This window comes from Streptomyces sp. NPDC058231 (assembly GCF_042882275.1).
In the GTDB taxonomy this organism is placed as follows: Bacteria; Actinomycetota; Actinomycetes; order Streptomycetales; family Streptomycetaceae; genus Streptomyces.
On record NZ_JBHVWN010000012.1, the window covers coordinates 17,779 to 37,539 of the forward strand.

Below are 19,761 nucleotides of genomic sequence, written 5' to 3' on the forward strand. Positions count from 1 at the left end.
TCGACCCTGCGTGGACCCTCCTGCCCTGACGGAAAGGCTCTTCCCGTGCGTGCTGTCGTCTGCCGGGCCTACGGGCCTCCGGAAAGTCTGGTCGTGCAGGAAGTGCCCGCACCCCGCCCAGGACCCGGAGAGGTGGTCGTCGCAGTGCGGGCGGCAGCAGTGAACTTCCCCGACGTGCTGATCGCCGCCGACCGCTATCAGGTGACGATGCCCCTGCCCTTCGTGCCCGGCAGCGAACTGTCGGGCAGGATCGTGGAGACGGGGCCCGGCACTACGGAACTGAGCCCGGGCGAGCGCGTCTACGCGTCGCTGCCGACCGGGGCGTTCGCCGAACGAGCCGTGGTGCCTGCCGCCTCGCTCACCCGAATTCCCGGCGGCATGTCCTTCGCGCAGGCGGCGGCGGCCGGGGTCACCTACCGCACCGCCCACCACGCGCTGCGGTCGATCGCGCGGGTGCGGCGCGGACAGTGGGTCCTGGTGCTCGGCGCCGCGGGCGGGGTCGGCTCCGCCGCGGTCGACCTGGCTCGCCACTTCGGAGCGCGCGTGGTGGCCGCTGCCTCTGGGCCGGAAAAACTGGCCCTGTGCCGGGCGCGTGGTGCCGAACACGCCCTGGACTACACGCAGCCCGGCCTGAAGACCCGTATCAAGGAGTGCACGGAGGGCGGCGCGGACATCGTCCTGGACCCCGTCGGAGGTCCGTACGCCGAGCAGGCTCTCCGCGGAATGCGGCGCGGCGGAACCTTCGTCACGCTCGGCTACGCGGCGGGTGACATCCCCACGATCCCGCTCAACCTCGTCCTGCTCAAGGGTGTGGCCATCCGCGGTCTCGAGGTGCGTACCTTCGCCCAGGACGCACCCGAGGAGTCCCGCCGCGACATGGCGGAACTGCACGCGCTGCTCGCGCAGGGGCGGATCGCCCCGCACATCGGCGCGCGGTACCCGTTGGAACGTGCCGCCGAGGCGCTGCGGCTCGTCGCGGACCGCTCGGCGCTCGGCAAGGTCGTGCTCGATGTGAGCGAGGACGACTGAACACGGTGACGCCGGCGGGGCGGATCGGCGCACCGGCGTCGACATAACCCTTCCCCGTTGAGTGACGTGAGAGTCAGAAAAATATTGAACGGTGAGGGCTGCACTCGCGTTTTCCGCGTTACGATCAGCAACGCATTCGTCAGATCGTAACGTTCGCCCTTGGGGGTGCGGCAGGCGTGGCGGGTGCGGCCATGTGGGAGGCAAGCGGGGAGACCGGAGGAAGCATGCACCTGACGGACATCGCTCGACGTCACCCGGACAATCCCGCAGTCGTCGCCGCAGCGACAGGGGATGTGCTGACCTACCGTGAGCTGGACGAGCGCTCGGTGCGCCTGGCCCGGCTGTTCGCCAACCGCGGCATCGGTCATGGTGACCACGCGGCGCTGCTCTTCGACAACGTTCCCGACTTCCACGTCGCGGCCTGGGCCTGCCAGCGTGCCGGCCTGCACTGGACCCCTGTCGACCGCCACCTGAACCCCGACGAGGCGGCCTACATCGTCCGCGACTGCGGAGCGCGACTACTCCTCGCGGCGCACGGGGTCGCCGAGTTGGCCGAGGCGGTCGCCGGAGGGGTGGACGCGGTGGAGACCCGGCTGTCCTTCGGCGGGCCCGTGCCCGGGTTCGAGCCGGAGCGTGAGGCCTCCGCCGGATTCCCCGCCGAACCGGCAGGCGACGAGCGCGAGGGCAGCCCCATGTTCTACTCCGCGGGCACAACCGGCCGGCCCAAGGGCATCCTGAGACAGCTCTCCGGCGAGCCCTTCGGCACCGGACTGCCCCTCGACCAGGCGCTGACGGGCCTGGCCGGACTGGGCCCCGGCACGGTGTATCTGTGCCCCGCACCGCTCTACCATGCGGCGCCGGCGGGCTGGACCCTCGCGACGATGCGCCACGGCGGCACGGTCGTCCTCATGGACCGCTTCGACGCCGAGCGGACCCTGCAACTCGTGGAGCGCCACCGGGTCACCCACGTTCAGTTCGTGCCGACGATGATGGTCCGCCTGCTCAAACTGTCTCCCGGGACACGCGCCCGGTACCGCACCGACAGTCTGCGCTCCGTGGTCCACGCGGCCGCGCCGTGCCCCGTCGAGGTCAAACGGGAGATGATCGACTGGCTCGGCCCGATCGTCCTGGAGTTCTACTCCGGCAGCGAGGGCAACTGCTTCTTCTCCATCGACTCCATGGACTGGCTCGCCCACCCCGGTTCCGTGGGCCGGGCCACGCTCGGGCGGGCCGTCGTGACGGATGACTCCGGCAGGGAGTTGCCGGTCGGCGAGGTGGGAACCCTGTGGTTCGAGGGCACCCCGGACTTCCGCTACCACAACGACCCCGGCCGGACTGCGAGCGCCCACGACACGAAGGGCCGCTCCACCCTCGGCGACCTGGGACGGATCGACGCCGACGGCTACCTCTACCTGGCCGACCGCCGGGTCGACCTGATCGTCAGCGGTGGTGTCAATATCTATCCGCGGGAGATCGAGGACGCGCTGACCATGCACTCCGCGGTCGCCGACGTCGCCGTGGTGGGCGCACCCGACCCCGAGTTCGGCCGTCGGGTGCGCGCGATCGTTCAGCCGGCCGATCCGTCGGCTGCCGGGCCGGGGCTGGAACGCGAGCTGATCGACTACTGCCGCGAGCGACTGGCCCCCTACAAGTGCCCGCGCTCCATCGAGTTCACCGAGCGGTTGCCGCGCACCCCCACCGGCAAGCTGCTGCGGCGACTGCTGTCCGACGGGCTCGCCGCCTGAGGCAGGTCCCACCGATCGGTCCGCCTGCCGGGCAGACCGTGAGCACACTGAGAGAGGAGCACGATTTCATGTCCGACGAGGTGCTGGTCGAGCACGCGGACGGCGTCACCGTGATCACCATCAACCGCCCCGACGCGAGGAATGCCGTGAACCGGGCGGTCAGCGAGGGTGCGGCGGCCGCGTTCGAGGAGTTCGAGGCGCGCAAGGACCTCACCGTGGCCGTCATCACCGGTGCGGGCGGCACCTTCTGCTCGGGGATGGACCTCAAGGCGTTCGTCGCCGGTGAGAATGTCATCCACGAGACCCGTGGCCTGGCCGGCATCACCCGGCAGCCCCCGCGCAAGCCCGTCATCGCCGCTGTGGAGGGCTACGCGCTCGCCGGCGGCTGCGAGGTGGTGCTCTCCTGCGACCTGGTGGTCGCCGCGGAAAACGCTCGGTTCGGGATCCCCGAGGTCAAGCGCGGCCTGGTGGCGGCCGGCGGCGGCCTGCTCCGACTGCCCCGGCGCATCCCGTACGCGGTGGCGATGGAGCTCGCGCTCACCGGCGACTTCCTCAACGCGCCCGACGCCCGCGCCTACGGCCTCGTCAACCGGATCACCCCGCCGGGCGGCGCGCTGGACGGCGCACGGGAACTCGCCGCTCGCATCGCGGCGAACGGTCCGCTCGCGGTCGCGGCCAGTAAGGAGATCCTCGCCCGGGCCGTCGACTGGCCCGCGGAAGAAGCGTTCGAACTCCAGGAACCCCTCATGCGCCCGGTGTTCGCCTCGGCCGACGCCCGGGAGGGCGCGGTCGCCTTCGCCGAGAAGCGCCCTCCCGTCTGGCGCGGAGAGTAGCACACCACCGGCCGGCGGGGAGTGTCATTCGACCGTGCGGCATTCCCCGCCGATCCGGTGCGCATGACGGGGCATCAGAGGCTGTCGCGGCGCCATGTGTACTGCCACGCCGCGCCGAGGAGGATCTCCTCGTCAAAGGGTAGCGCCGAGGTAAGCCCAAAGGCCGCCAGTACTTGATCTTGGTGGGTGTGGTGCTCGGTCCGTTCAACGCAGGCCGGCAACCGGGAGCGCGTTGACGCGGTTTTCGTACTCACGGCGGGCCTTGCGCTGGGCCGGGACCGCCATGGTGCCGTCGAGGGGCTGGCAGCGGTCGAGGAGTTGGCGGTGGACCGCGGGCACGGCAGTGACGCGAAGGGTGTAGCCCTGGCCGCGCCGTACGGTCACGCCCTGGTCGAGCGTGACGCGCTCGACGGGCTCCAGCTCGGCGGCGCGGAGGAAGTCGGCGACCTTGCCCGGCATGTCGAGGACGACCGGCAGTTCCGGGGCCGGGGCGCCTGGGTCGGCGGGCGTGTACTCGGGGTGCCGGTAAGAACGCTGTCACCAGCCGCAAACGGCAGTGATCTTGCGACGGTGTGACCCGTGTGGGTGAGTCCTGGGTTGTACGGCTGCGGTGAGTGAGGCCCCACGAGGACGATCGGCGATCGTGGCCCGTACTCCGTTGGACCTGGATGAACTCGTCGAGCACTGGACGCTGCTGAAGGACGAGCAGGCGCTCGTGTCCGGCAAGCGCGGAGCGACGCGACTGGGCTTCGCCATGCTGCTGAAGTTCTATACGCAGTACGGCCGGTTCGCCCGGAACCGGGCAGAGCTGCCGGGCGAGGCCGTGGAGTTCGTCGCCCGGCAGGTGCAGGTTCCCGCCTCGGAACTGGAGTCCTACGACTGGGCAGGCCGCACGGTCGAGTACCACCGCGCACAGATCCGGGAGCACCTCGGCTTCCGCGAGTGCAGCGTCGCGGACGCGGAGAAGCTGACGGCGTATCTGGCCGAGCACGTCGCGCACAAGGAGCGCAGGCCCGAGCAGGTCCGGGTGGAACTGCTGGTCCGCTGCCGCGCGGACAGTGTCGAGCCTCCCACGTCGGGACGGTGCGACCGGATCGTGGCGGCTGCTCTGCGGGCGGCCGAGGAGTCGCTGACGGCCCTGATCTCCTCTCGGCTGACCGCGGAGAGCATCGAGCGGATCGTGGCTCTGGTGGCCGGCGCCGACCAGGACGACGACGGACCCGCGGGCGGCGGCGCGGAGGGTGAGAACGCGCCGCCGGTTCTGGCGAAGGTCAAGGAAGCGCCGGGCAACGTGAGCCTGGAAACAATGCTCACCGAGATCGACAAGCTCCTGGCGGTGCGGGCGATCGGTCTGCCACGGGATCTGTTCATCGACGTCGCGCCGAAGGTGGTGGCCGGCTGGCGGGCGCGGGCCGCGGTGGAGTCGCCTTCCCACCTGCGGACGCACCCGGTACCGCTGCGGGTGACCTTGCTGGCCGCGCTGCTGCACGAGCGGGAGCGGGAGATCACCGACACGCTGGTGGAGCTGCTGATCTCCACGGTGCACCGGATCGGGGCACGGGCGGAGAAGAAGGTCACCGAGCAGCTGATCAACGCGTTCAAGAAGGTGTCGGGCAAGGAGAACATCCTCTTCAAGCTCGCCGAGGCGTCGCTGGGCACCCCGGAGGGGACGGTCCGCCAGGTCGTGTTCCCGGCGGTGTCAGGGGGCGAGGCGACGCTGCGGGAGCTGGTGCACGAGTTCAAGACCCGGGGGCCGGTCTACCGGCGTACGGTGCAGACCACGTTGAAGGCTTCGTACACCAACCACTACCGGCGTGGGCTGATCAAGCTGCTGGACGTGCTGGAGTTTCGCTCCTCCAACCACGCCCACCGGCCGGTGATCGAGTCCCTGGCGCTGGTGGCCCGGTACGCGAACGCGGGAAACACGACGTACTACCCGCTGGGCGAGACGGTGCCGGTCCACAAGGCGATGGGCGGGGACTGGGCGGAGGTCGTGCACCGCACCGACAAGCGGGGCCGGTGCCGGGTGGTGCGCATGGTCTACGAGGTCGTCGCCTTCCAGGCCCTGCGCGATCAGCTCAAGTGCAAGGAGATCTGGGTGGTCGGCGCCGACAAGTGGCGCAACCCGGATGAGGACCTGCCGCAGGACTTCGATGCGAGGCGGGCGGAGAACTACCGGGAGCTGCGCAAGCCGCTGGACGCCGCGGTGTTCGTCGACGAGCTACGCGAGCAGATGACGGCCGAACTGACCCTCCTGAATGACCGGATGCCGAAGCTGCCCTGGCTGGACATCGCCGAACGCAAGTCCGGGGCGATCCGGCTCACGGCGGCCGAGGCCCAGCCCGAGCCGCGCAACCTACGCAGGGTCAAGGCCGAGGTACAGAGGCGTTGGGGCATCGTGCCGCTCGTCGACATGCTGAAGGAAGCGGTGCTGCGGACCGGCTGCCTGGACGCGGTCACCTCCGTCTGCGGCGGCGGCAGCCTCTCGCCGGAGGTGTTGGCCGAACGCCTGCTGCTGGTCATCTACGCGTACGGCACGAACACCGGGATCAAGGCCGTGGCCTCCGGCGGCCACGGGCACACCGAGGATGAGCTGCGGTACGTGCGGCGCCGGTACCTGTCCGCCGAGGCCGCCCGCGCCATCGCCGTCCAGATCGCGAACGCCACCTTCGCCGCCCGTAGCACCGAGTTGTGGGGCCAGGGCTCGACCGCCGTCGCCTCGGACTCCACTCACGTCAGTGCCTACGACCAGAACCTGTTCACCGAGTGGCACTCGCGCTACGGCGGCCGCGGGGTGCTCATCTACTGGCATGTGGAGAAGAAGTCCCTGGCCATCCACTCCCAGCTGATCAACTGCACCGCCTCCGAGGTCGCCGCGATGATCGAGGGCGCCATGCGGCACGGCACCACCATGGACGTCGAGGCCAACTACACGGACTCGCATGGCCAGTCGGAAATCGGGTTTGGTATCACGAGGCTGCTGAACTTCGACCTGCTACCGCGTATCAAGCGGATCAACAAGGTGAAGCTGTACCGGCCGGTGGCCGGTGAACCGGACGCCTACCCGCAGCTGACCCCGGCGCTGACCCGCCCGATCCGCTGGGAACTCATCGCCCAGCAGTACGACCAGGTGATCAAGTATGCGACGCTATCCGCACGCGGACCGCGTCGACCGAGGCGATCCTGCGCCGCTTCACCCGCAACGCCTCCCATCCCACCTACGCGGCGATGCTGGAGGTCGGGCGGGCGCAAAGACCACCTTCGTGGCCCGTTACCTGCGGCTGCGTGACCTCCAGCGGGAGATCGAGGAAGGTCTGAACGTCATGGAGTCCTCCAATGGCGCCAACTCCGTGATCGCCTACGGCAAGGGCGGGGAGATCGCCTCGAACCGGCGGGACGAGCAGGAGATGTTCGTGCTGTGCCTGCGGATTCTGCAATCGGCCCTGGTCTACGTGAACACCCTGATGCTTCAGGACATCCTCGGCGAACCGGAGTGGGCCGGGCTTCTCACGCCCGCCGATCGGCGCGGCCTGACCCCGCTGTTCTGGTCGCACGTGCGTCCGTACGGGGAGGTCAACCTCGACATGGACACCCGCCTCGACCTTGCTGCGGTCAAACTTCCGGGCCCCCGAGTTCCGACGGACGCCGCCGATCAGCAGTCATCTGAGCGTGCGTGAAGCGTGGGCGAGGTCAGAGGGAGCGGTGGGAGGGAGAAGGAAACCAGATGGTCCACCTCCCTCCCGTAAACGTCATGTCGCTACATTCGCACTGCCTTGTGAGGCGTCTTCCTTGGAATGCGGCTTCCGGACGCCCCGCCCACGCGTACGGTCCATCTCCCGCCACTCCGGCCGCAGTCCCGCCAGATTCGTGGTGAGGAAGTACGCGGCCCCGCAGACGAGCAGCACCGGCGCGAGTCCGACAGCGGCCACCGCCGACCCGGCGAGCAGGCCGCCGAGAGGGATACCGGCCCAGGACAGAGAGTCACCGAGGGCGTTGACCCGGCCCAGCATCCGGCGCGGCACTCGCTCGAAGAGGACGGCCCCCAGCACGGGGTTGATGAAGCCGGCACCGAATCCGCTGACCGCAAAGACGGCCAGTACCGCCCCCAGCGGGGCATCGAAGGCGAGGATCAGGAACCTCGGTGCCCCGGCCAGCAGGAACCCGGCGAAGAACACCATCCGCCGCCGCAGCCGGTGCGCGACCGCCGCGGCGATCAGGCTCCCGCCGACCGCCGCGGCCCCCATCACACTGCCCATCAGACCGATCGCGGCCGGCCCGTTGCCGGACTCTCTGGCCCAGACGGGGATGAGCACCGTGGTGATCGCCGCGTTCAGCAGGTTGGTGATGCCGATCGTGACAATGACGGTGAGCAGCAACGGCTCGCCGCGAAGGAAGGTGAAGCCCTCGCCGAATCGTCGCCAGTAGCCCGGTTCCGTTTCGTCGGCCTGTGACGGGGCTTCCACGGTTGGGTGCCCCATGCCGTGCGGCAGCGTGAGTTTGATGATCACCGATCCGAGGGCGAAGCAGCCCGCGTTGACGGCAAGTCCCGTCAGAGGACCGAGCAGCGCCACCAGGGATCCGCCGACCGCCAGGCCGATGGTGGAGGCGAGCCGTTCGGTCACGCCGGACAGGCCGGTGGCCCGTTCCAGCGGCACCCGGCCGTGCTCGGCCGCTTCCGGGACCATCACCTCCTTGGCCAGGTCGCCGGGGCCGCGGGCCGCGCCGATCAGCGCGACCAGAACCAGCAGGAGGGGAAAGGACAACAGGTGCAGGGCGTGGAGCAGGGGAACCGCGGCGGCGGCGGTCGCGCTGGCCAGATCGGTGGTCCAGGAAACGGCCCGGGGGCCGATCCGGTCCACCAGTGGTCCGGTGAACGCCTTAACCAGCACGTAGGGGGTCATCTCACAGAAGGCGACCAGTCCGGTCTGGGTGGCGCTGCCGGTCGTGACGAGGACGAACCAGGGCAGTGCCACGACGGAGATCCGTGTACCGGTGAGCGACACGGCCATGGCCGCCAGTACCCCGGCCAGCGGCCGTAAGGACCTCTTGCCGGGTATGCCGCCGGCCTCCGAGGCGTCGTCGGTCATGACGTCGGGCTTCCTTCCGCTTCCTGAGGGCCGGTAGGGAGCGACGACGCGGCAGGCACGTCCAGTTCGGGCAGGACCTGCGTGATCACGGCGACCCGCTCGGCTCCCTCGGGGGCACTCGCCGCCGCCTCTGGCGTATCCCGCCGGTAGCGGGCGATGACGGCCCTCAACTCCTGGCGCAGGGCGACGGCTTCTTCGGGCGTGAGCCGCAGGGCCCAGTCGCTCATGTCGAAGGTGCCATGCCACGCACGGGGCATCGTCTGCAGCTCGTTCAGCGTCTGCTGAGTGCGAAGGGTGTAAGTGGCGGCGACGGACTGCAGATACGCCAGCGCGGCCTCGGGCTCTTGATCGGCCAGATCCCGGTCGTTGATCTCCGTCGTCTGATGTACCGAACGCCACCAGCGCTCTCGCGCGTTGCCGCGTTCGGCATCCTCCTCGACGAAGCCGGCCGCGCCGAGCTGGCGCAGGTGGTAGCTAGCCGTCCCGGAATTCACGCCCAGCCGCTCGGCGAGGCGGGTAGCCGTCGACGGGCCGTACTTCCGCAGCAGCTCCACCAGCTGCACGCGCACCGGATGTGCCAGGGCACGCAGCCCCTTGGCATCCAGCACAATCGAGTCTTCTTCAGCCCTCGGGCCATCCGGATTCTTCGATGCGTCGGTCATACCGCACACGTTAGACCGCAAAGAGTTCTTCGTAAAGGTTCCTTCGCGAAGAAGTCTTTGCGATTTGCCCTGCAAGGTGCCACTGCTCATCAACCGACCGATTGATGAGCAAGATCGGCAAGCGGCGGTGCGCGGCCGGATCGGCGCCGGATCATGCCCATAAAACGGTGTCAGAAAGTCGATGTGCTCAAAAACTTGAGGAACACCGTTTTCTGTACGATCTGGCGGGTGCAGCCACCCCAAGATGACGACACCTCCGATCTCCTCGCCCCCGTTCCAGCCGTACGGACCGGCGGCCTCGTGGGATACGCACGCGTGTCCACCAAGGGGCAGTTGCTCGACCGGCAGATCCACGCACTCACCGAGGCAGGGTGCATCCGGATCTTCTCCGACAAGAAGTCGGGCAAGAACGCCGAACGCGAGGAACTGTGGAAGGCGCTCGACTACCTGCGCGAGGGGGACACCCTCGTCGTCCCGTCACTGGACCGGCTCGGCCGCTCCATCCAGGACCTCATCGCGATCGTCTCCGGCCTGCGTAAGCGCGGCATCGGCTTCACCTCGCTGCACGAGGCCCTCGACACCACCACGCCCGGTGGACGCCTGGTCTTCCATGTCTTCGCAGCGCTCGCAGAGTTCATCCGCGAACTCATCGTCCAGGGCACCAACGAGGGTCTGGACGCTGCCCGCGCCCGAGGCGCCCGCCTCGGCCGCCCGCCGGCCATGACCGAGGAACAGGTGCGTCACGCCCGCGACCTGCTCGCCCGCCCGGAGAACACCGTCACCTCAATCGCGAAGCTCCTCGGCGTCTCCCGCAACACCATCTACAACTACGTGCCTGAGCTGAAGGGCGGCCGTCTCGCGCTCGCCGAGACGACGAACACGGCAGAACTGCCCCGGCCCTCCAGGTCAGAGGACTGATCACCGCCGTTTGCGGCTGGTGACAGGATTCTTACCAGCACCCCTACTCGGGCAGGAGGTCCACGACGGCAGTGCGGATGGCGCCGCGGCTGACGTCGTGCTCGCGGGCGAGGGCCGCGATGGACCGGCCTTCCAGGTACGCGGTGCGTACGGCGTCGGTCTTCGCGGCCGGGACGGCGGGGCGGCGCCCGCCCTTGTTGCCCTTCGCCTCGGCGGCCCGCAGCCCGTCGTAGGTCAGTTCGCGCTGGAGGTCGCGCTGGAGTTCGCCGGCGGCGGCGAGGGTCTGCACCATGAATTTCACGGTGGACAGCAGCTCGCCGGTACGCGGGTGGCGGGCGGTGAGGTCCATCGCGGAGAACGCGCCATCGTGGATGCGCAGGGCGAGGCGGTCGCGGTGCAGGACGTCAAGCACGTCGAGGATGTGCCCGGTGCCGCGCACCAGGCGGAACATCTCGGAGATGTGCACAGCGTCGCCCGGCCGCGCGTACGCGAGCAGCTCGCCGAACTTCGGCCGCTCCAGCGGGTGAAGGCGGCTGGAGGTCCCGGCCTGTTCCTCGAAGACAACCGGGGCCTCGATCCCGGCCTCGTCCAGCACCAGGTTCTGGCGGTCGGTCGACTGCTGGTCGGTCGACACCCGCTTGTAGACCAGGTTGGCCATGCCGCTCCCCGTTGTGGTGGTCGCATTCGACCCTAGCTGTCAGCAAACCCTGTCATCAGCCGTCATCGGATCTGATTGGATCTGCGCCGCCGTCGGGCCCCGGAAAGCCCGGGTTCATTGGACGCCCGCCGCGCCTGTCGTCATTCGTTCGTTTGACGACACGGAGGAGGGCCAGGACGTCCCTGCCGGAGCCCATCACTCTTCGCGCACCTGGTAGTTATGTGTGCGAGGAGGATCGGACCGGATTCGCGGTAGCGGGCTGAGGGCTGCGTTCGGTACAGGCGTCCGTGCGTTCGTCTAACGGTGGTTTTGCCGGAAGGGACCGCGACGGTGCCGTACCTTCCCGTGAAGCCGTGGCGAGCTATTAATACTGGTGCTCTCGCGCTTGGCAGTCAGGATGGCTGGACTTGGTCGAAGAGGGCGAGGGCTTCGGCAGGGTCCGGGCTCACGAGGCGTTCCAGACCGGCCGTCGTGATCTTCGCCCACCTGCCGGCCCGTGCCCACATCTGTTCCTCGAAGGCGCGGACGGCCTCGTCCAGATCTCCAGGGCCGGTGGCGATGGACTCGGCGAGTTCGGCGCCTTCCAGCAGCGCGAGGTTCGCGCCCGCCCCCAAGGGGGGCATCAGGTGGGCGGCGTCGCCCAGTAGCGTCACCCCGGGCACGTGGGCCCAGGTGTGGGACACGGGTAGGACGTAGAGGGGGCGGTGGACGAAAGCGGTGCCGTGGCGGAGGAGGTCAAGGACGGGAGCGGCCCAGCCGTCGAACAGAGCCAGCAGGCTCGATCGCACGGCGTCGACGTCGGCCAGGTCCAGGTTCGTGTGCCAGTCCAGCGGCGCGCGGAACTGGGCGTACACCTTGACGTGGCCGCCGCTGTTGCGCTGGGCGACGAGAGCTCGGTTCACACCGTACACAGCCACGGAACCGTCGCCGATCAGCCGGGCAAGGTCAGGGTGGCGGGTGTCGACGTCGTCGAGGAAGGTCTCGACATAGGTGACGCCGGTGTAGTGCGGTGTCGCCGACGAGACCGCCGGACGGATCCGGGACCAGGCGCCGTCCGCGCCGACCACGAGGTCGAACGTCTCCTGCCGCCCGTCCGCGAAATGGACCAGTACGCCATCCCGGGTCCCCGGCACCACCTCCGTCACGCCCCGCCCCCACTGAACGTCCAGAGGCCCGAGCAGCAGGTCACGAAGTTGCCCGCGGTCGATCTCGGGATTGGCCCGGTCATCTGGACGGGGTTGCCAGTCGCGCAGGACGGTCCCGTCCGCGTCCAGGATGCGCATGGCCTGTCCCTCGGGACGGGACAGCTCCTGGAACTCCGCCAGCAGCCCCGCCTTGTCCAGCGCGAGCTGGCCCAGCCCTTCGTGCAGGTCCAGGGTGCCACCCGGGGGGCGGGCGTCGGGGGCGGGATCGCGTTCGAGGACGGTGACGGGGTGGCCATGGCGGTGCAGGACGCGGGCGAAGGTAAGGCCGGCGGGGCCGCTCCCGACTACAGCGATACGGTGTCTCATATCGATACACTGTATTTGCTCATTACGATGCATCGCAACAGTTCGGAGTGACCATGACCGTGTGGGACCGGCCGGAGCCGCCGACTCGCCCCGTGCCGCTTGACCGGGAGCGGATCGTCGCCGCCGCCATCGCGCTGGCCGACGAGGGCGGCCTTGCGGCGGTGTCGTTGCGCAAGGTCGCCGCCCGGCTGGAGGCCGGCCCGATGCGGCTGTACGGATATATCTCCACCAAGGAGGAGCTGTTCGACCTCATGGTGGACGAGGTCCAGGCCGAGATTCTGCCCGAGGAACAGCCCGGTGACTGGCGGGAGGCGCTGCGCGTCCTCGCCCACCGCACAAGGCAGGCCGCCCTCCGTCACGAATGGCTGGCCGACCTGCTCGGCGGCCGCCCGGCCTTCGGCCCGAACGGCCTAGCCGTGGCCGAGTCGACCCTGTCCGCCCTCGACGGCCTCGCCGACATCGACACCGTCATGCGCGCCGTGGAGACGGTCAGCGCCTACTTCACGGGCGCGATCAGGCGCGAGATCACGAATCTGCGGGCCGAGCGCACCACGGGCCTGTCCAAGCACGACTGGCAGCGCGCCCGCGGCCCGCACCTGACGAGAATGCTGGCCACGGGCCGCTTCCCGGCGCTGACTAAGGCCGTGTACGAGGGCACGGACGTGGACGCCGAGGCATCCTTCGCGACCGGCCTGGACTGGGTCCTCGACGCCGTGGCCGCCAAACTCGCCCGGCCGCCGGCGTGACGCTCAGCTCCTGCCGAATGCGAGCGAGGCCGAGGGTCGTACTGCTCAACGGGCATGACAGGGTCCTTCACAGAGGTGACGGTCAGGCGGCTGTGCTGAAGCCGGAGGCGGCCGGGTCCTGGTCGCGAAGCTGGGTGAAGTCGACGTCGAGTTTCGGGTCGTACGCCTCGGGCTGGATACCTAGTTCGTGGGTGGAGTACTCGCCGAATCGTTTGATGTGCGCGGTCAGGTACGGCGAGATGTGGGCCAGGTCCTCCGGGTCGATCTCCCAGCCCTCCTCCAGGGGCTGGCGGACGATCTCCGCGATATCCAGGGCGTTGTGGAAGATCACCGCGTTCGTGAGCAGGGCGTTGAACTTCATCGCCTTCTCCTGCTCGATGGGGTCGTTGTCGGCGAGGACGCCCTGATTGCCGAAGCCGACCCACTGGGAGAACCGGTTGAACGACTCGACCTTGTTGGTCGCCGCGGTCACCCGCCGGCGAAGCGGCGCGTCCGAGAGGTAGCGCAGCAGCTGCACCGTGCGGATCACGCGGCCGACCTCACGGAAGGCGGTGTAGGTGGAGTTCTTGTGCGAGCCCGACCGCAGCCGCTTGAGCAGCGTCGAGGACGAGATGGCGCCCTCCCGCACGGACACGGCCACCTTCATCAGGTGCCGGAACTGGGACTCGATCAGATCCCAGTCGATGACGTTCTTGCCCGGTTCGCCGAACAGGGAGTCGATGTGGACGTACTCGCATCGCTTGGACGGACGGTAGAAGGTCAGGCCCTTCCAGTTCCTGATCCTGGGCATCAGATCGAAGCCCAGCAGATGCGCCAGGGCGAAAACGGGCACGCTCTGGCCCTGGGTGTCGGCGTGCACGGTGGTCGGCTTGACGTCGGAGGTGTTCTTGAGGAGGCCCTCGATGATGTAGACGGCCTCCCACACCCCGCACGGGATGAAGTGCGTGAACAGCGCGATATAGGTGTCCGAGATGTGGTGGTAGGCGATCCCGCCCGCCTTGCCGTACCGCACGCTCGTCTCGGCGAGCAGGTTGTTGAGGTACGTGTCCATGTGGGTGCCGTCCGCCGCCACGGCGGTGCCGTCGCCCCACGCCTGGGAGATGTCGAGGCGGGCGTGCGCGTTGACCAGGTCGGCGACGGCCTCGTTCAGCAACGCGATGGAGACTGCCTGTTGGCCACGTACGACAGCTCGTGCCCAGACACCCCGGGGATGTGCTTGGCCGCCTCGTACGGGCCCATGTTGGTGCCCTTGACGAAGGTGGTGAGCACGTACCGGCCGAACGGGTCCTTCAGCTTCGGGTCGTTGCCCGAGGGCGGACCGAAGCGGCGCCACCACTCCACCCAGTACGCTGTGCGAGCCACGATCCCCATGAGCGTGCGCTCCGGCATCCGGGCCTTGACCTCCTGCTCCAGGCGCTTCGCCGAGGGCCGCTGCCCCTCGGAGCGGTGCGGCTTGAGTGACGGGATGCCGGTCTCGGGGTCGATGACCAGGCCCTCGTTGTCCGGGTACCCGGCATCCGCCGCCGCGGCAGCGTTCCGCAGCTTGTCTTCCAGCTGCCGGCGGAAGGACGCCGCGTCGAAGGCACGGGCCTCGCCCTCCTCGCACAGCCCGACCTCCACCAGGTAGTCGGCCAGTTTCTCCTGGATGTCCTCCCACGCGAGCAGCTGCTCGGACCAGTCGGCGTACTCCTCCGAGCCGACCACCGCGACGTCCCCGGTGCGCAGCTCCTCGGCGAGGTGGGTGAAGACCATCGCTTCGAAGTGCTTGCGGACGAACCGGCCCGGCCGCGTCTTGTCGAGTACGGCCTTGCGCCAGTTCTGCGTGGCGAAGGAGATGTCGATGGTCTTGCCGTTCTCGCCGAGCGCGGTGATGTACTCGCCGCGGGCGCTCACGTGCCGCATCGCATGCGCGAGCGCGGTCAGCACCCGCCCGTCCTCGGACGTGGTGGTGAACTCCAGCTTCTCCGCCAGGTCGAACATCACCGACCGGTCCCGGCCGAGCTGTCCGTACAGCAGCACTTCCCAGAAGTTGCCGTGATGCGCGGAGACCTTCTCGATCTGCTCGTACTGCCCCGCGAACCCGCCGAAGCCCTCGACCGCCTTGGTGACCGCCCCCAGGCCCCCGGCCTGCACCAGCTGGGCCTTGGCCAGGGCAAGCACGGTCGGGGAGACCTCCCCGCCCAGGCGCCGGGCAACCTCCTCCACCGGCGCTGCCTCGTCCAGCCCTTCCAGGGCCTTCACGGCCTCGGCAGTCATCGCCGCGGCCTTCGCCAGCGCCTCCTGGGCGGGGCCGCCGTCGTCGAGGTTCTTGAGCACGGTGCGGTAGTTCCCGATCAGGGCCTCGACGATCTCCCGCTCGGCGAGCCGGATCTCCTCCAGCTCCTCCTTGGCCTTCTTGATCTTCATGGCGACCCGCTTGCAGAACATCGTCGCCAGATCGTCCCGTGCCCGCATCCGTGCCTTGTGGGCGAGGCAGGCCAGCAGCGCGATCCGCTTGACGGGCGCGTAGTCCCGCAGTTCGGAGGCGTCTGCCGCGTCCGCTTCCCCGGCGAAGTCGGTGACCTTCGGCGCCGCGACGCCGTCCACCCACACCGCGGTGTCGCCGAGCTCATCCAGCCACTCCAGGTGCGTGAACAGGCGCTTGAAGTGCGACCAGCTCGGGCCCTGGGCGGTCTGCTTCAGCCGGTTGAACTGCGTGGTGCCGTCGCTGTCGCGCTCTTCCAGCAGCCGCAGCATCCCCGCCTGCTCGGCGAGGCTCATCCGGTCGTGGATGCCGCAACAGATCGAGGCGTTCACCTCGGTGCGGATCGTGGAGGTCATCGTGTCGAAGGTGGAGAACGCCGGCAGTTCCAGCCCGGCCGCCACCACCTTCTCCAGCGCGATATTGATCAGGTCGGCGGGGCGGTTCTTCGTAGCGGCCTCCTTGCGGATCGCCGCCTCAGCGATCTGCCGGGCCTGGGACTGCTGGTACTTCGTCCCCACCCGCTGGCGCACCTCCGTACGCTGCCGCTCAGCGGTGCGGCCCGTCTCGTACAACGGGAGCGTGCCCTCCGGCAGCTCGACCGTACGGCGGACGAAGTCGACCACCATCTCCGGATACTCGTCCGGCTTCGGGAACCGGCCCATCCGCTGATACGACTTCAGCGTCAGCAGCAGCGCGAGCTGATGCCCGTCGGAGTCCATCCGCTCAGCCGCCCACGCAGCTTCCTCCCGCGTCGGCGCGAAGAAGAGATGCAGCTCATGCGCGGTGATCAGCCGCTTGAACCGCGGGTACGCGGTCCGCTCGATCGAGGTCACAAGTCCCGCCCCAGGCCTAGAGATCAGTCAGTATCAGCACCAACGACTTTCGGCCGAATGGGTGACGGCCACTACTGCACAGGGCGCCAAGATCAAGTACTGGCGGCTTTTGGGCTTACCTCGGAAGCGACCGCAATTTCATCTGATGCAGCACTGCGGTTGGGCTGCACACCGGAGGATCTGTCACTCATCGACGCAGGCCAGGGCCTCAGTGCATGCGGTCTCTCCAGCCGGGCAAGTCGATTCCGTAGCCCTCAACGCGACCAGGGGCAGGCTTCCTACCTGCACGTTTGCGATCAGCTTTCATCTGATGAAAGATTCCTTCGCCTGATGTAAGTGACGGAGAGTGCTTTTGATGAGCAGAAACAGCCTCGCACCGGGGGCAGCGGGGCTGCATCTGGTCAGCGATCTGCCGCTGCTGCGGCCCGACGAGCAGGTCTTCACCGCGATGCTGGACGGCTGGCGCAATCAGCAGCTGGCACGCAACTTGGCGTTCTCCACGATCGAGGGCCGGGAGAAGACGGTGCGGGCGTTCGCCCGGCATGCGGATGCCTTCCCGTGGACCTGGTCGCCGCAGATGCTTGACGAGTGGATGGGCGATCTGCGAGCGGTCCGCGGGCTGAAGCGCTCCACGCTGCGCAACTATCAAGGCGCCGTACGCTCGTTCTGCGAGTTCGCCGTCGACCCCGCCTACGGCTGGGCGGCGACCTGCGAAGAACGTTTCGGCACCCATCCCATACAGGTCGTGCACGAGTGGAATGCCGCGGTGCACGTGGAGGACGCCGAAGCCGACGCGGCGAAGTGGCCCTTTACCCAGGACGAGTTGCAGGCGTTCTTCGATTACGCCGACGACCAGGTCACCAAGGTTCGCGGCCGGGGCCGCAAGGGCTGGCTGCCCGCGTTCCGTGACGCAGTGCTCTTCAAGACCGCGTACGCCTTCGGCCTGCGTCGCAACGAGACCCGGATGCTGGACACGGTCGACTTCGGCCGCAACCCCGAGGGCCCGGAGTTCGGCGACTACGGCGTCTGCTACGTCCGCCACGGCAAGGCGAAAAAGGGCTCGCCCCGAAGCGCCGCAGCGTGTTGACGGTCTGGGACTGGTCGGCGGAGATCCTCCAGCAGTGGAACGAGGAGGTCCGGCCACTGTTCGCCACTTCCGGCACCGGGGCTCTGTGGCCTTCGGAACGCTCGGCCCGCATCGGCTTCTCCCAGATGAACACCCGCTTCGCTGCCTACCGGGACGCGCTCGGCCTGGACGAGGGACTGGACTTCCACTCCTTTCGAAGGTCGTACGTGACCCACCTGATCGAGGACGGCTGGGACGCCCGGTTCGTCCAGGAACAAGTCGGTCACGACTACGCGTCCACGACCGCGATCTACACCTGCGTATCCTCCGACTTCCGCACCCGCACCCTGCGCCGAGCGCTGGACGCGACGATGGAGGCCGCCCTGCGGCCGGCAAGGAGAGCCTGATGAAGCGCCAGGTCAGCTACCAGTGGCGGCTGCGCGAGGTGATGGCCACGCGCGGCATCTTCGTCGCCTCCGACCTGTCGCCGCTACTGGCCGACCGCGGCATCGAGCTGTCCTCGGTCCAGGTCTGGCGACTGGTCACCCAGACCCCCGAGCGGCTGTCCCTGCCCGTCCTCGCCGCCCTCTGCGACATCCTCGACGTCACTCCCGCCGAGTTGATCGCCACCAAGGCGGAGAACGCGGCCCCGCGCCGCACCGCAGCTTCCGGCGGCGCCGACGTGGTCGACCTCGCGGCCACGGTCCGTCCCAAGCGGGCACGGGTCCGCCCCGAGAAATGAGCCGCACCCGCATCCGGCCCGAGGACCTGTTCTGCGCACGCTGTCACCGGGCCGTCCGTCTCGGAGCCGCCCACTGGCCCGAGGGCTACCTGTGCTCCGCCTGCTACGACCACGCGCTGGAAACTTACGGGCAGTGTGTCGGCTGCGGCGTCGACCGTCTCACCCCCGGCATCGCACCGGACGGCGGCCGGTGGTGCACCAACTGCGCGGGCGGCCTGGGCGAGTTCCACTGCGAACGCTGCGGCCGCGAAGCCCGCCGCTACCTGCGCGGAGTATGCGGGAACTGCGTCCTGGCCGAACGCCTGGAAGAGCTCCTTGACAACGGCGCCAGCCGCGTCCGGCCCGAACTTGTTCCCTTCTTCGAAGAGGTCAGGTCCGTGCCCCGCCCCAAGGCAACGCTGACCTGGGTCGGCAAGCCACACGTCCAGCAAATCCTGCGCGCCCTCGCCCTCGGCGAAGTGCCCCTCACTCACGAGGGATTGAGCACGCTGTCGCCCTGGCGGTCGGTCGCCCACGTCCGTGACCTGCTCATGCACACCGGCGTCCTGCCGCACCGCGACCGGCACCTTCTGCTGTTCGAACGCCGACTGCCCGAATGGCTCGACACCATCGAGGACGTTGAACACCGTCAGCTCCTGAACCGCTTCGCTGCCTGGCACCTGTTGCGCAAGCTCCGGGCCACCGCCGCCAAGCGGCCCCTCGGCCCCGGGGCCGTCACCTCCGCCCGTGCCCGGCTCATCCAGGCAGCCGCCTTCCTCACCTGGCTCGCAGACCGAGACCGCGCCATCAGCGAGTGCACCCAGGCCGACCTCGACGCATGGTTCGCCGAGAAGGCCACTGTCCGCCGCGTCGTCCAATCATTCCTGCGCTGGAGCATGGACCACCAGGTGATGCCCCGGTTGAAGGTCCCCACGATGCGCACGGAGAACCCGGCCCCGATCAGCCAGCACCACCGCATCGCCTTGATCCGCGAGGCCATGACCAGCGATGACCTCCCGCTCATGGAACGGGTCGCAACCGCCCTGATCCTCCTCTATGCCCAGCCGGTCCGTCGGCTCGTCCGGCTTACCGTTCATGACGTTCAGCACGACGTTGACCAGGTCGTACTCCGCCTCGGCGATCCGCCCACACCGGTCCCCGAGCCCTTCGCCGGCATGCTCCTCGACTACCTACGCACCGGACGGCCGAACCGGCCAGGCGGCACTCTTCCCGCCAGCGACTGGCTCTTCCCCGGACGCCGGGCCGGGCAGCCCATGGACCCCGCCGCCCTCGGCAAGCGACTCACTGCCGCAGGCATCCCCACTCTCCACGGCCGGACCGCCACCCTGAGGCAGCTCGTCCTCCAGGCGCCGCCATCGGTGATAGCGGGGATGCTCGGCTACCACGCCGTCCACACCGAGGCCGTCGCCGCCCAAGTCGGAGGGGCCTGGAAGAAGTACGCCCCCGGCGACCACACCCGATGAAACG

16 protein-coding genes and 1 pseudogene are annotated in these 19,761 nt (G+C 68.9%); 11 read left to right on the forward strand and 6 right to left on the reverse strand.

Annotated features, from left to right (window positions below; genetic code table 11):
* Window positions 1-45 precede the first annotated feature (45 nt).
* The 3 genes from ACFVXE_RS11365 (at window position 46) to ACFVXE_RS11375 (ending at window position 3,607) form a co-directional block, all read left to right on the forward strand.
* Complete coding sequence (locus ACFVXE_RS11365; RefSeq protein WP_389670807.1) at window positions 46-1,029, forward strand: NADPH:quinone oxidoreductase family protein; 984 nt, start codon at window positions 46-48, stop codon at window positions 1,027-1,029.
* 224 nt (window positions 1,030-1,253) lie between these two features.
* Window positions 1,254-2,774 (forward strand): AMP-binding protein, encoded by a 1,521-nt coding sequence (locus ACFVXE_RS11370; RefSeq protein WP_389670808.1) that lies wholly within the window; start codon window positions 1,254-1,256, stop codon window positions 2,772-2,774.
* Window positions 2,775-2,842: 68 nt separating this feature from the next.
* Window positions 2,843-3,607 (forward strand): crotonase/enoyl-CoA hydratase family protein, encoded by a 765-nt coding sequence (locus ACFVXE_RS11375; protein WP_389670809.1) that lies wholly within the window; start codon window positions 2,843-2,845, stop codon window positions 3,605-3,607.
* Between the two features lie 204 nt (window positions 3,608-3,811).
* Here the strand turns inward: ACFVXE_RS11375 and ACFVXE_RS11380 are convergent, their stop codons facing one another.
* Window positions 3,812-4,066, reverse strand: a complete 255-nt coding sequence (locus ACFVXE_RS11380) for a hypothetical protein (protein WP_389670810.1) — start codon at window positions 4,064-4,066, stop codon at window positions 3,812-3,814.
* Window positions 4,067-4,250: 184 nt separating this feature from the next.
* Between ACFVXE_RS11380 and ACFVXE_RS11385 the strand changes: the two genes are divergently transcribed.
* Both ACFVXE_RS11385 and ACFVXE_RS11390 read left to right on the forward strand, forming a co-directional pair.
* Complete coding sequence (locus tag ACFVXE_RS11385) at window positions 4,251-6,896, forward strand: Tn3 family transposase (RefSeq protein WP_389670811.1); 2,646 nt, start codon at window positions 4,251-4,253, stop codon at window positions 6,894-6,896.
* On the forward strand, window positions 6,871-7,284 hold the full coding sequence (locus ACFVXE_RS11390) for a Tn3 family transposase (protein ID WP_389670812.1): 414 nt from the start codon (window positions 6,871-6,873) through the stop codon (window positions 7,282-7,284). The genes ACFVXE_RS11385 and ACFVXE_RS11390 overlap by 26 nt, the downstream gene beginning before the upstream one ends.
* A 72-nt stretch (window positions 7,285-7,356) precedes the next feature.
* Here ACFVXE_RS11390 and ACFVXE_RS11395 read toward each other — a convergent pair whose 3' ends face one another.
* Together ACFVXE_RS11395 and ACFVXE_RS11400 are read right to left on the reverse strand one after the other, a co-directional pair.
* A complete protein-coding gene (locus ACFVXE_RS11395) occupies window positions 7,357-8,694 on the reverse strand; it encodes an MFS transporter (protein WP_267007765.1) in 1,338 nt (445 codons plus the stop codon).
* Window positions 8,691-9,356, reverse strand: a complete 666-nt coding sequence (locus tag ACFVXE_RS11400; protein ID WP_389670813.1) for an ArsR/SmtB family transcription factor — start codon at window positions 9,354-9,356, stop codon at window positions 8,691-8,693. Before ACFVXE_RS11400 ends, ACFVXE_RS11395 begins: the two co-directional genes overlap by 4 nt.
* Window positions 9,357-9,656: 300 nt before the next feature.
* Here ACFVXE_RS11400 and ACFVXE_RS11405 point away from each other — a divergent pair, with 300 nt between their 5' ends.
* A complete protein-coding gene (locus tag ACFVXE_RS11405; protein ID WP_328921257.1) occupies window positions 9,657-10,274 on the forward strand; it encodes a recombinase family protein in 618 nt (205 codons plus the stop codon).
* A gap of 43 nt (window positions 10,275-10,317) precedes the next feature.
* On the opposite strand, the gene ACFVXE_RS11410 is transcribed toward ACFVXE_RS11405, so the two are convergent.
* Together ACFVXE_RS11410 and ACFVXE_RS11415 are read right to left on the reverse strand one after the other, a co-directional pair.
* On the reverse strand, window positions 10,318-10,932 hold the full coding sequence (locus tag ACFVXE_RS11410) for a recombinase family protein (protein ID WP_389670814.1): 615 nt from the start codon (window positions 10,930-10,932) through the stop codon (window positions 10,318-10,320).
* A 392-nt stretch (window positions 10,933-11,324) separates the two neighbouring features.
* The gene (locus tag ACFVXE_RS11415; protein WP_389670815.1) at window positions 11,325-12,443 is read right to left on the reverse strand and encodes an FAD-dependent oxidoreductase; all 1,119 of its coding nucleotides are present in this window, start codon (window positions 12,441-12,443) and stop codon (window positions 11,325-11,327) included.
* A 53-nt stretch (window positions 12,444-12,496) separates the two neighbouring features.
* Between ACFVXE_RS11415 and ACFVXE_RS11420 the strand changes: the two genes are divergently transcribed.
* A complete protein-coding gene (locus tag ACFVXE_RS11420; protein WP_389670816.1) occupies window positions 12,497-13,189 on the forward strand; it encodes a TetR/AcrR family transcriptional regulator in 693 nt (230 codons plus the stop codon).
* 82 nt (window positions 13,190-13,271) lie between these two features.
* On the opposite strand, the pseudogene ACFVXE_RS11425 reads toward ACFVXE_RS11420, so the two are convergent.
* A pseudogene (locus ACFVXE_RS11425) lies at window positions 13,272-16,486 on the reverse strand (Tn3 family transposase).
* A gap of 355 nt (window positions 16,487-16,841) precedes the next feature.
* On the opposite strand from ACFVXE_RS11425, the gene ACFVXE_RS11430 reads away from it, so the two are divergent.
* From ACFVXE_RS11430 to ACFVXE_RS11445, 4 genes are read left to right on the forward strand one after another with little or no spacing between them, the layout of a single operon-like run.
* A complete protein-coding gene (locus ACFVXE_RS11430) occupies window positions 16,842-17,573 on the forward strand; it encodes a hypothetical protein (protein WP_389670817.1) in 732 nt (243 codons plus the stop codon).
* Window positions 17,567-17,959 carry a tyrosine-type recombinase/integrase gene (locus tag ACFVXE_RS11435; protein WP_389670818.1) on the forward strand — a complete coding sequence of 131 codons (393 nt, stop codon included), beginning with the start codon at window positions 17,567-17,569 and terminating at the stop codon, window positions 17,957-17,959. The genes ACFVXE_RS11430 and ACFVXE_RS11435 overlap by 7 nt, the downstream gene beginning before the upstream one ends.
* On the forward strand, window positions 17,959-18,294 hold the full coding sequence (locus ACFVXE_RS11440; RefSeq protein ID WP_307679748.1) for a helix-turn-helix transcriptional regulator: 336 nt from the start codon (window positions 17,959-17,961) through the stop codon (window positions 18,292-18,294). Before ACFVXE_RS11435 ends, ACFVXE_RS11440 begins: the two co-directional genes overlap by 1 nt.
* A complete protein-coding gene (locus ACFVXE_RS11445) occupies window positions 18,291-19,757 on the forward strand; it encodes a tyrosine-type recombinase/integrase (RefSeq protein ID WP_389670819.1) in 1,467 nt (488 codons plus the stop codon). Before ACFVXE_RS11440 ends, ACFVXE_RS11445 begins: the two co-directional genes overlap by 4 nt.
* Window positions 19,758-19,761 lie beyond the last annotated feature (4 nt).

Excerpts from the sequence above, each read along its gene's own strand:
- ACFVXE_RS11370 (WP_389670808.1), top strand. The coding sequence starts at position 1,254 with ATGCACCTGACGGACATCGCTCGACGTCACCCGGACAATCCCGCAGTC.
- ACFVXE_RS11375 (WP_389670809.1), top strand. The coding sequence starts at position 2,843 with ATGTCCGACGAGGTGCTGGTCGAGCACGCGGACGGCGTCACCGTGATC.
- ACFVXE_RS11380 (WP_389670810.1), bottom strand. The coding sequence starts at position 4,066 with ATGCCGGGCAAGGTCGCCGACTTCCTCCGCGCCGCCGAGCTGGAGCCC.
- ACFVXE_RS11395 (WP_267007765.1), bottom strand. The coding sequence starts at position 8,694 with ATGACCGACGACGCCTCGGAGGCCGGCGGCATACCCGGCAAGAGGTCC.
- ACFVXE_RS11400 (WP_389670813.1), bottom strand. The coding sequence starts at position 9,356 with ATGACCGACGCATCGAAGAATCCGGATGGCCCGAGGGCTGAAGAAGAC.
- ACFVXE_RS11410 (WP_389670814.1), bottom strand. The coding sequence starts at position 10,932 with ATGGCCAACCTGGTCTACAAGCGGGTGTCGACCGACCAGCAGTCGACC.
- ACFVXE_RS11415 (WP_389670815.1), bottom strand. The coding sequence starts at position 12,443 with ATGAGACACCGTATCGCTGTAGTCGGGAGCGGCCCCGCCGGCCTTACC.
- ACFVXE_RS11420 (WP_389670816.1), top strand. The coding sequence starts at position 12,497 with ATGACCGTGTGGGACCGGCCGGAGCCGCCGACTCGCCCCGTGCCGCTT.
- ACFVXE_RS11430 (WP_389670817.1), top strand. The coding sequence starts at position 16,842 with ATGAGCAGAAACAGCCTCGCACCGGGGGCAGCGGGGCTGCATCTGGTC.
- ACFVXE_RS11440 (WP_307679748.1), top strand. The coding sequence starts at position 17,959 with ATGAAGCGCCAGGTCAGCTACCAGTGGCGGCTGCGCGAGGTGATGGCC.
- ACFVXE_RS11445 (WP_389670819.1), top strand. The coding sequence starts at position 18,291 with ATGAGCCGCACCCGCATCCGGCCCGAGGACCTGTTCTGCGCACGCTGT.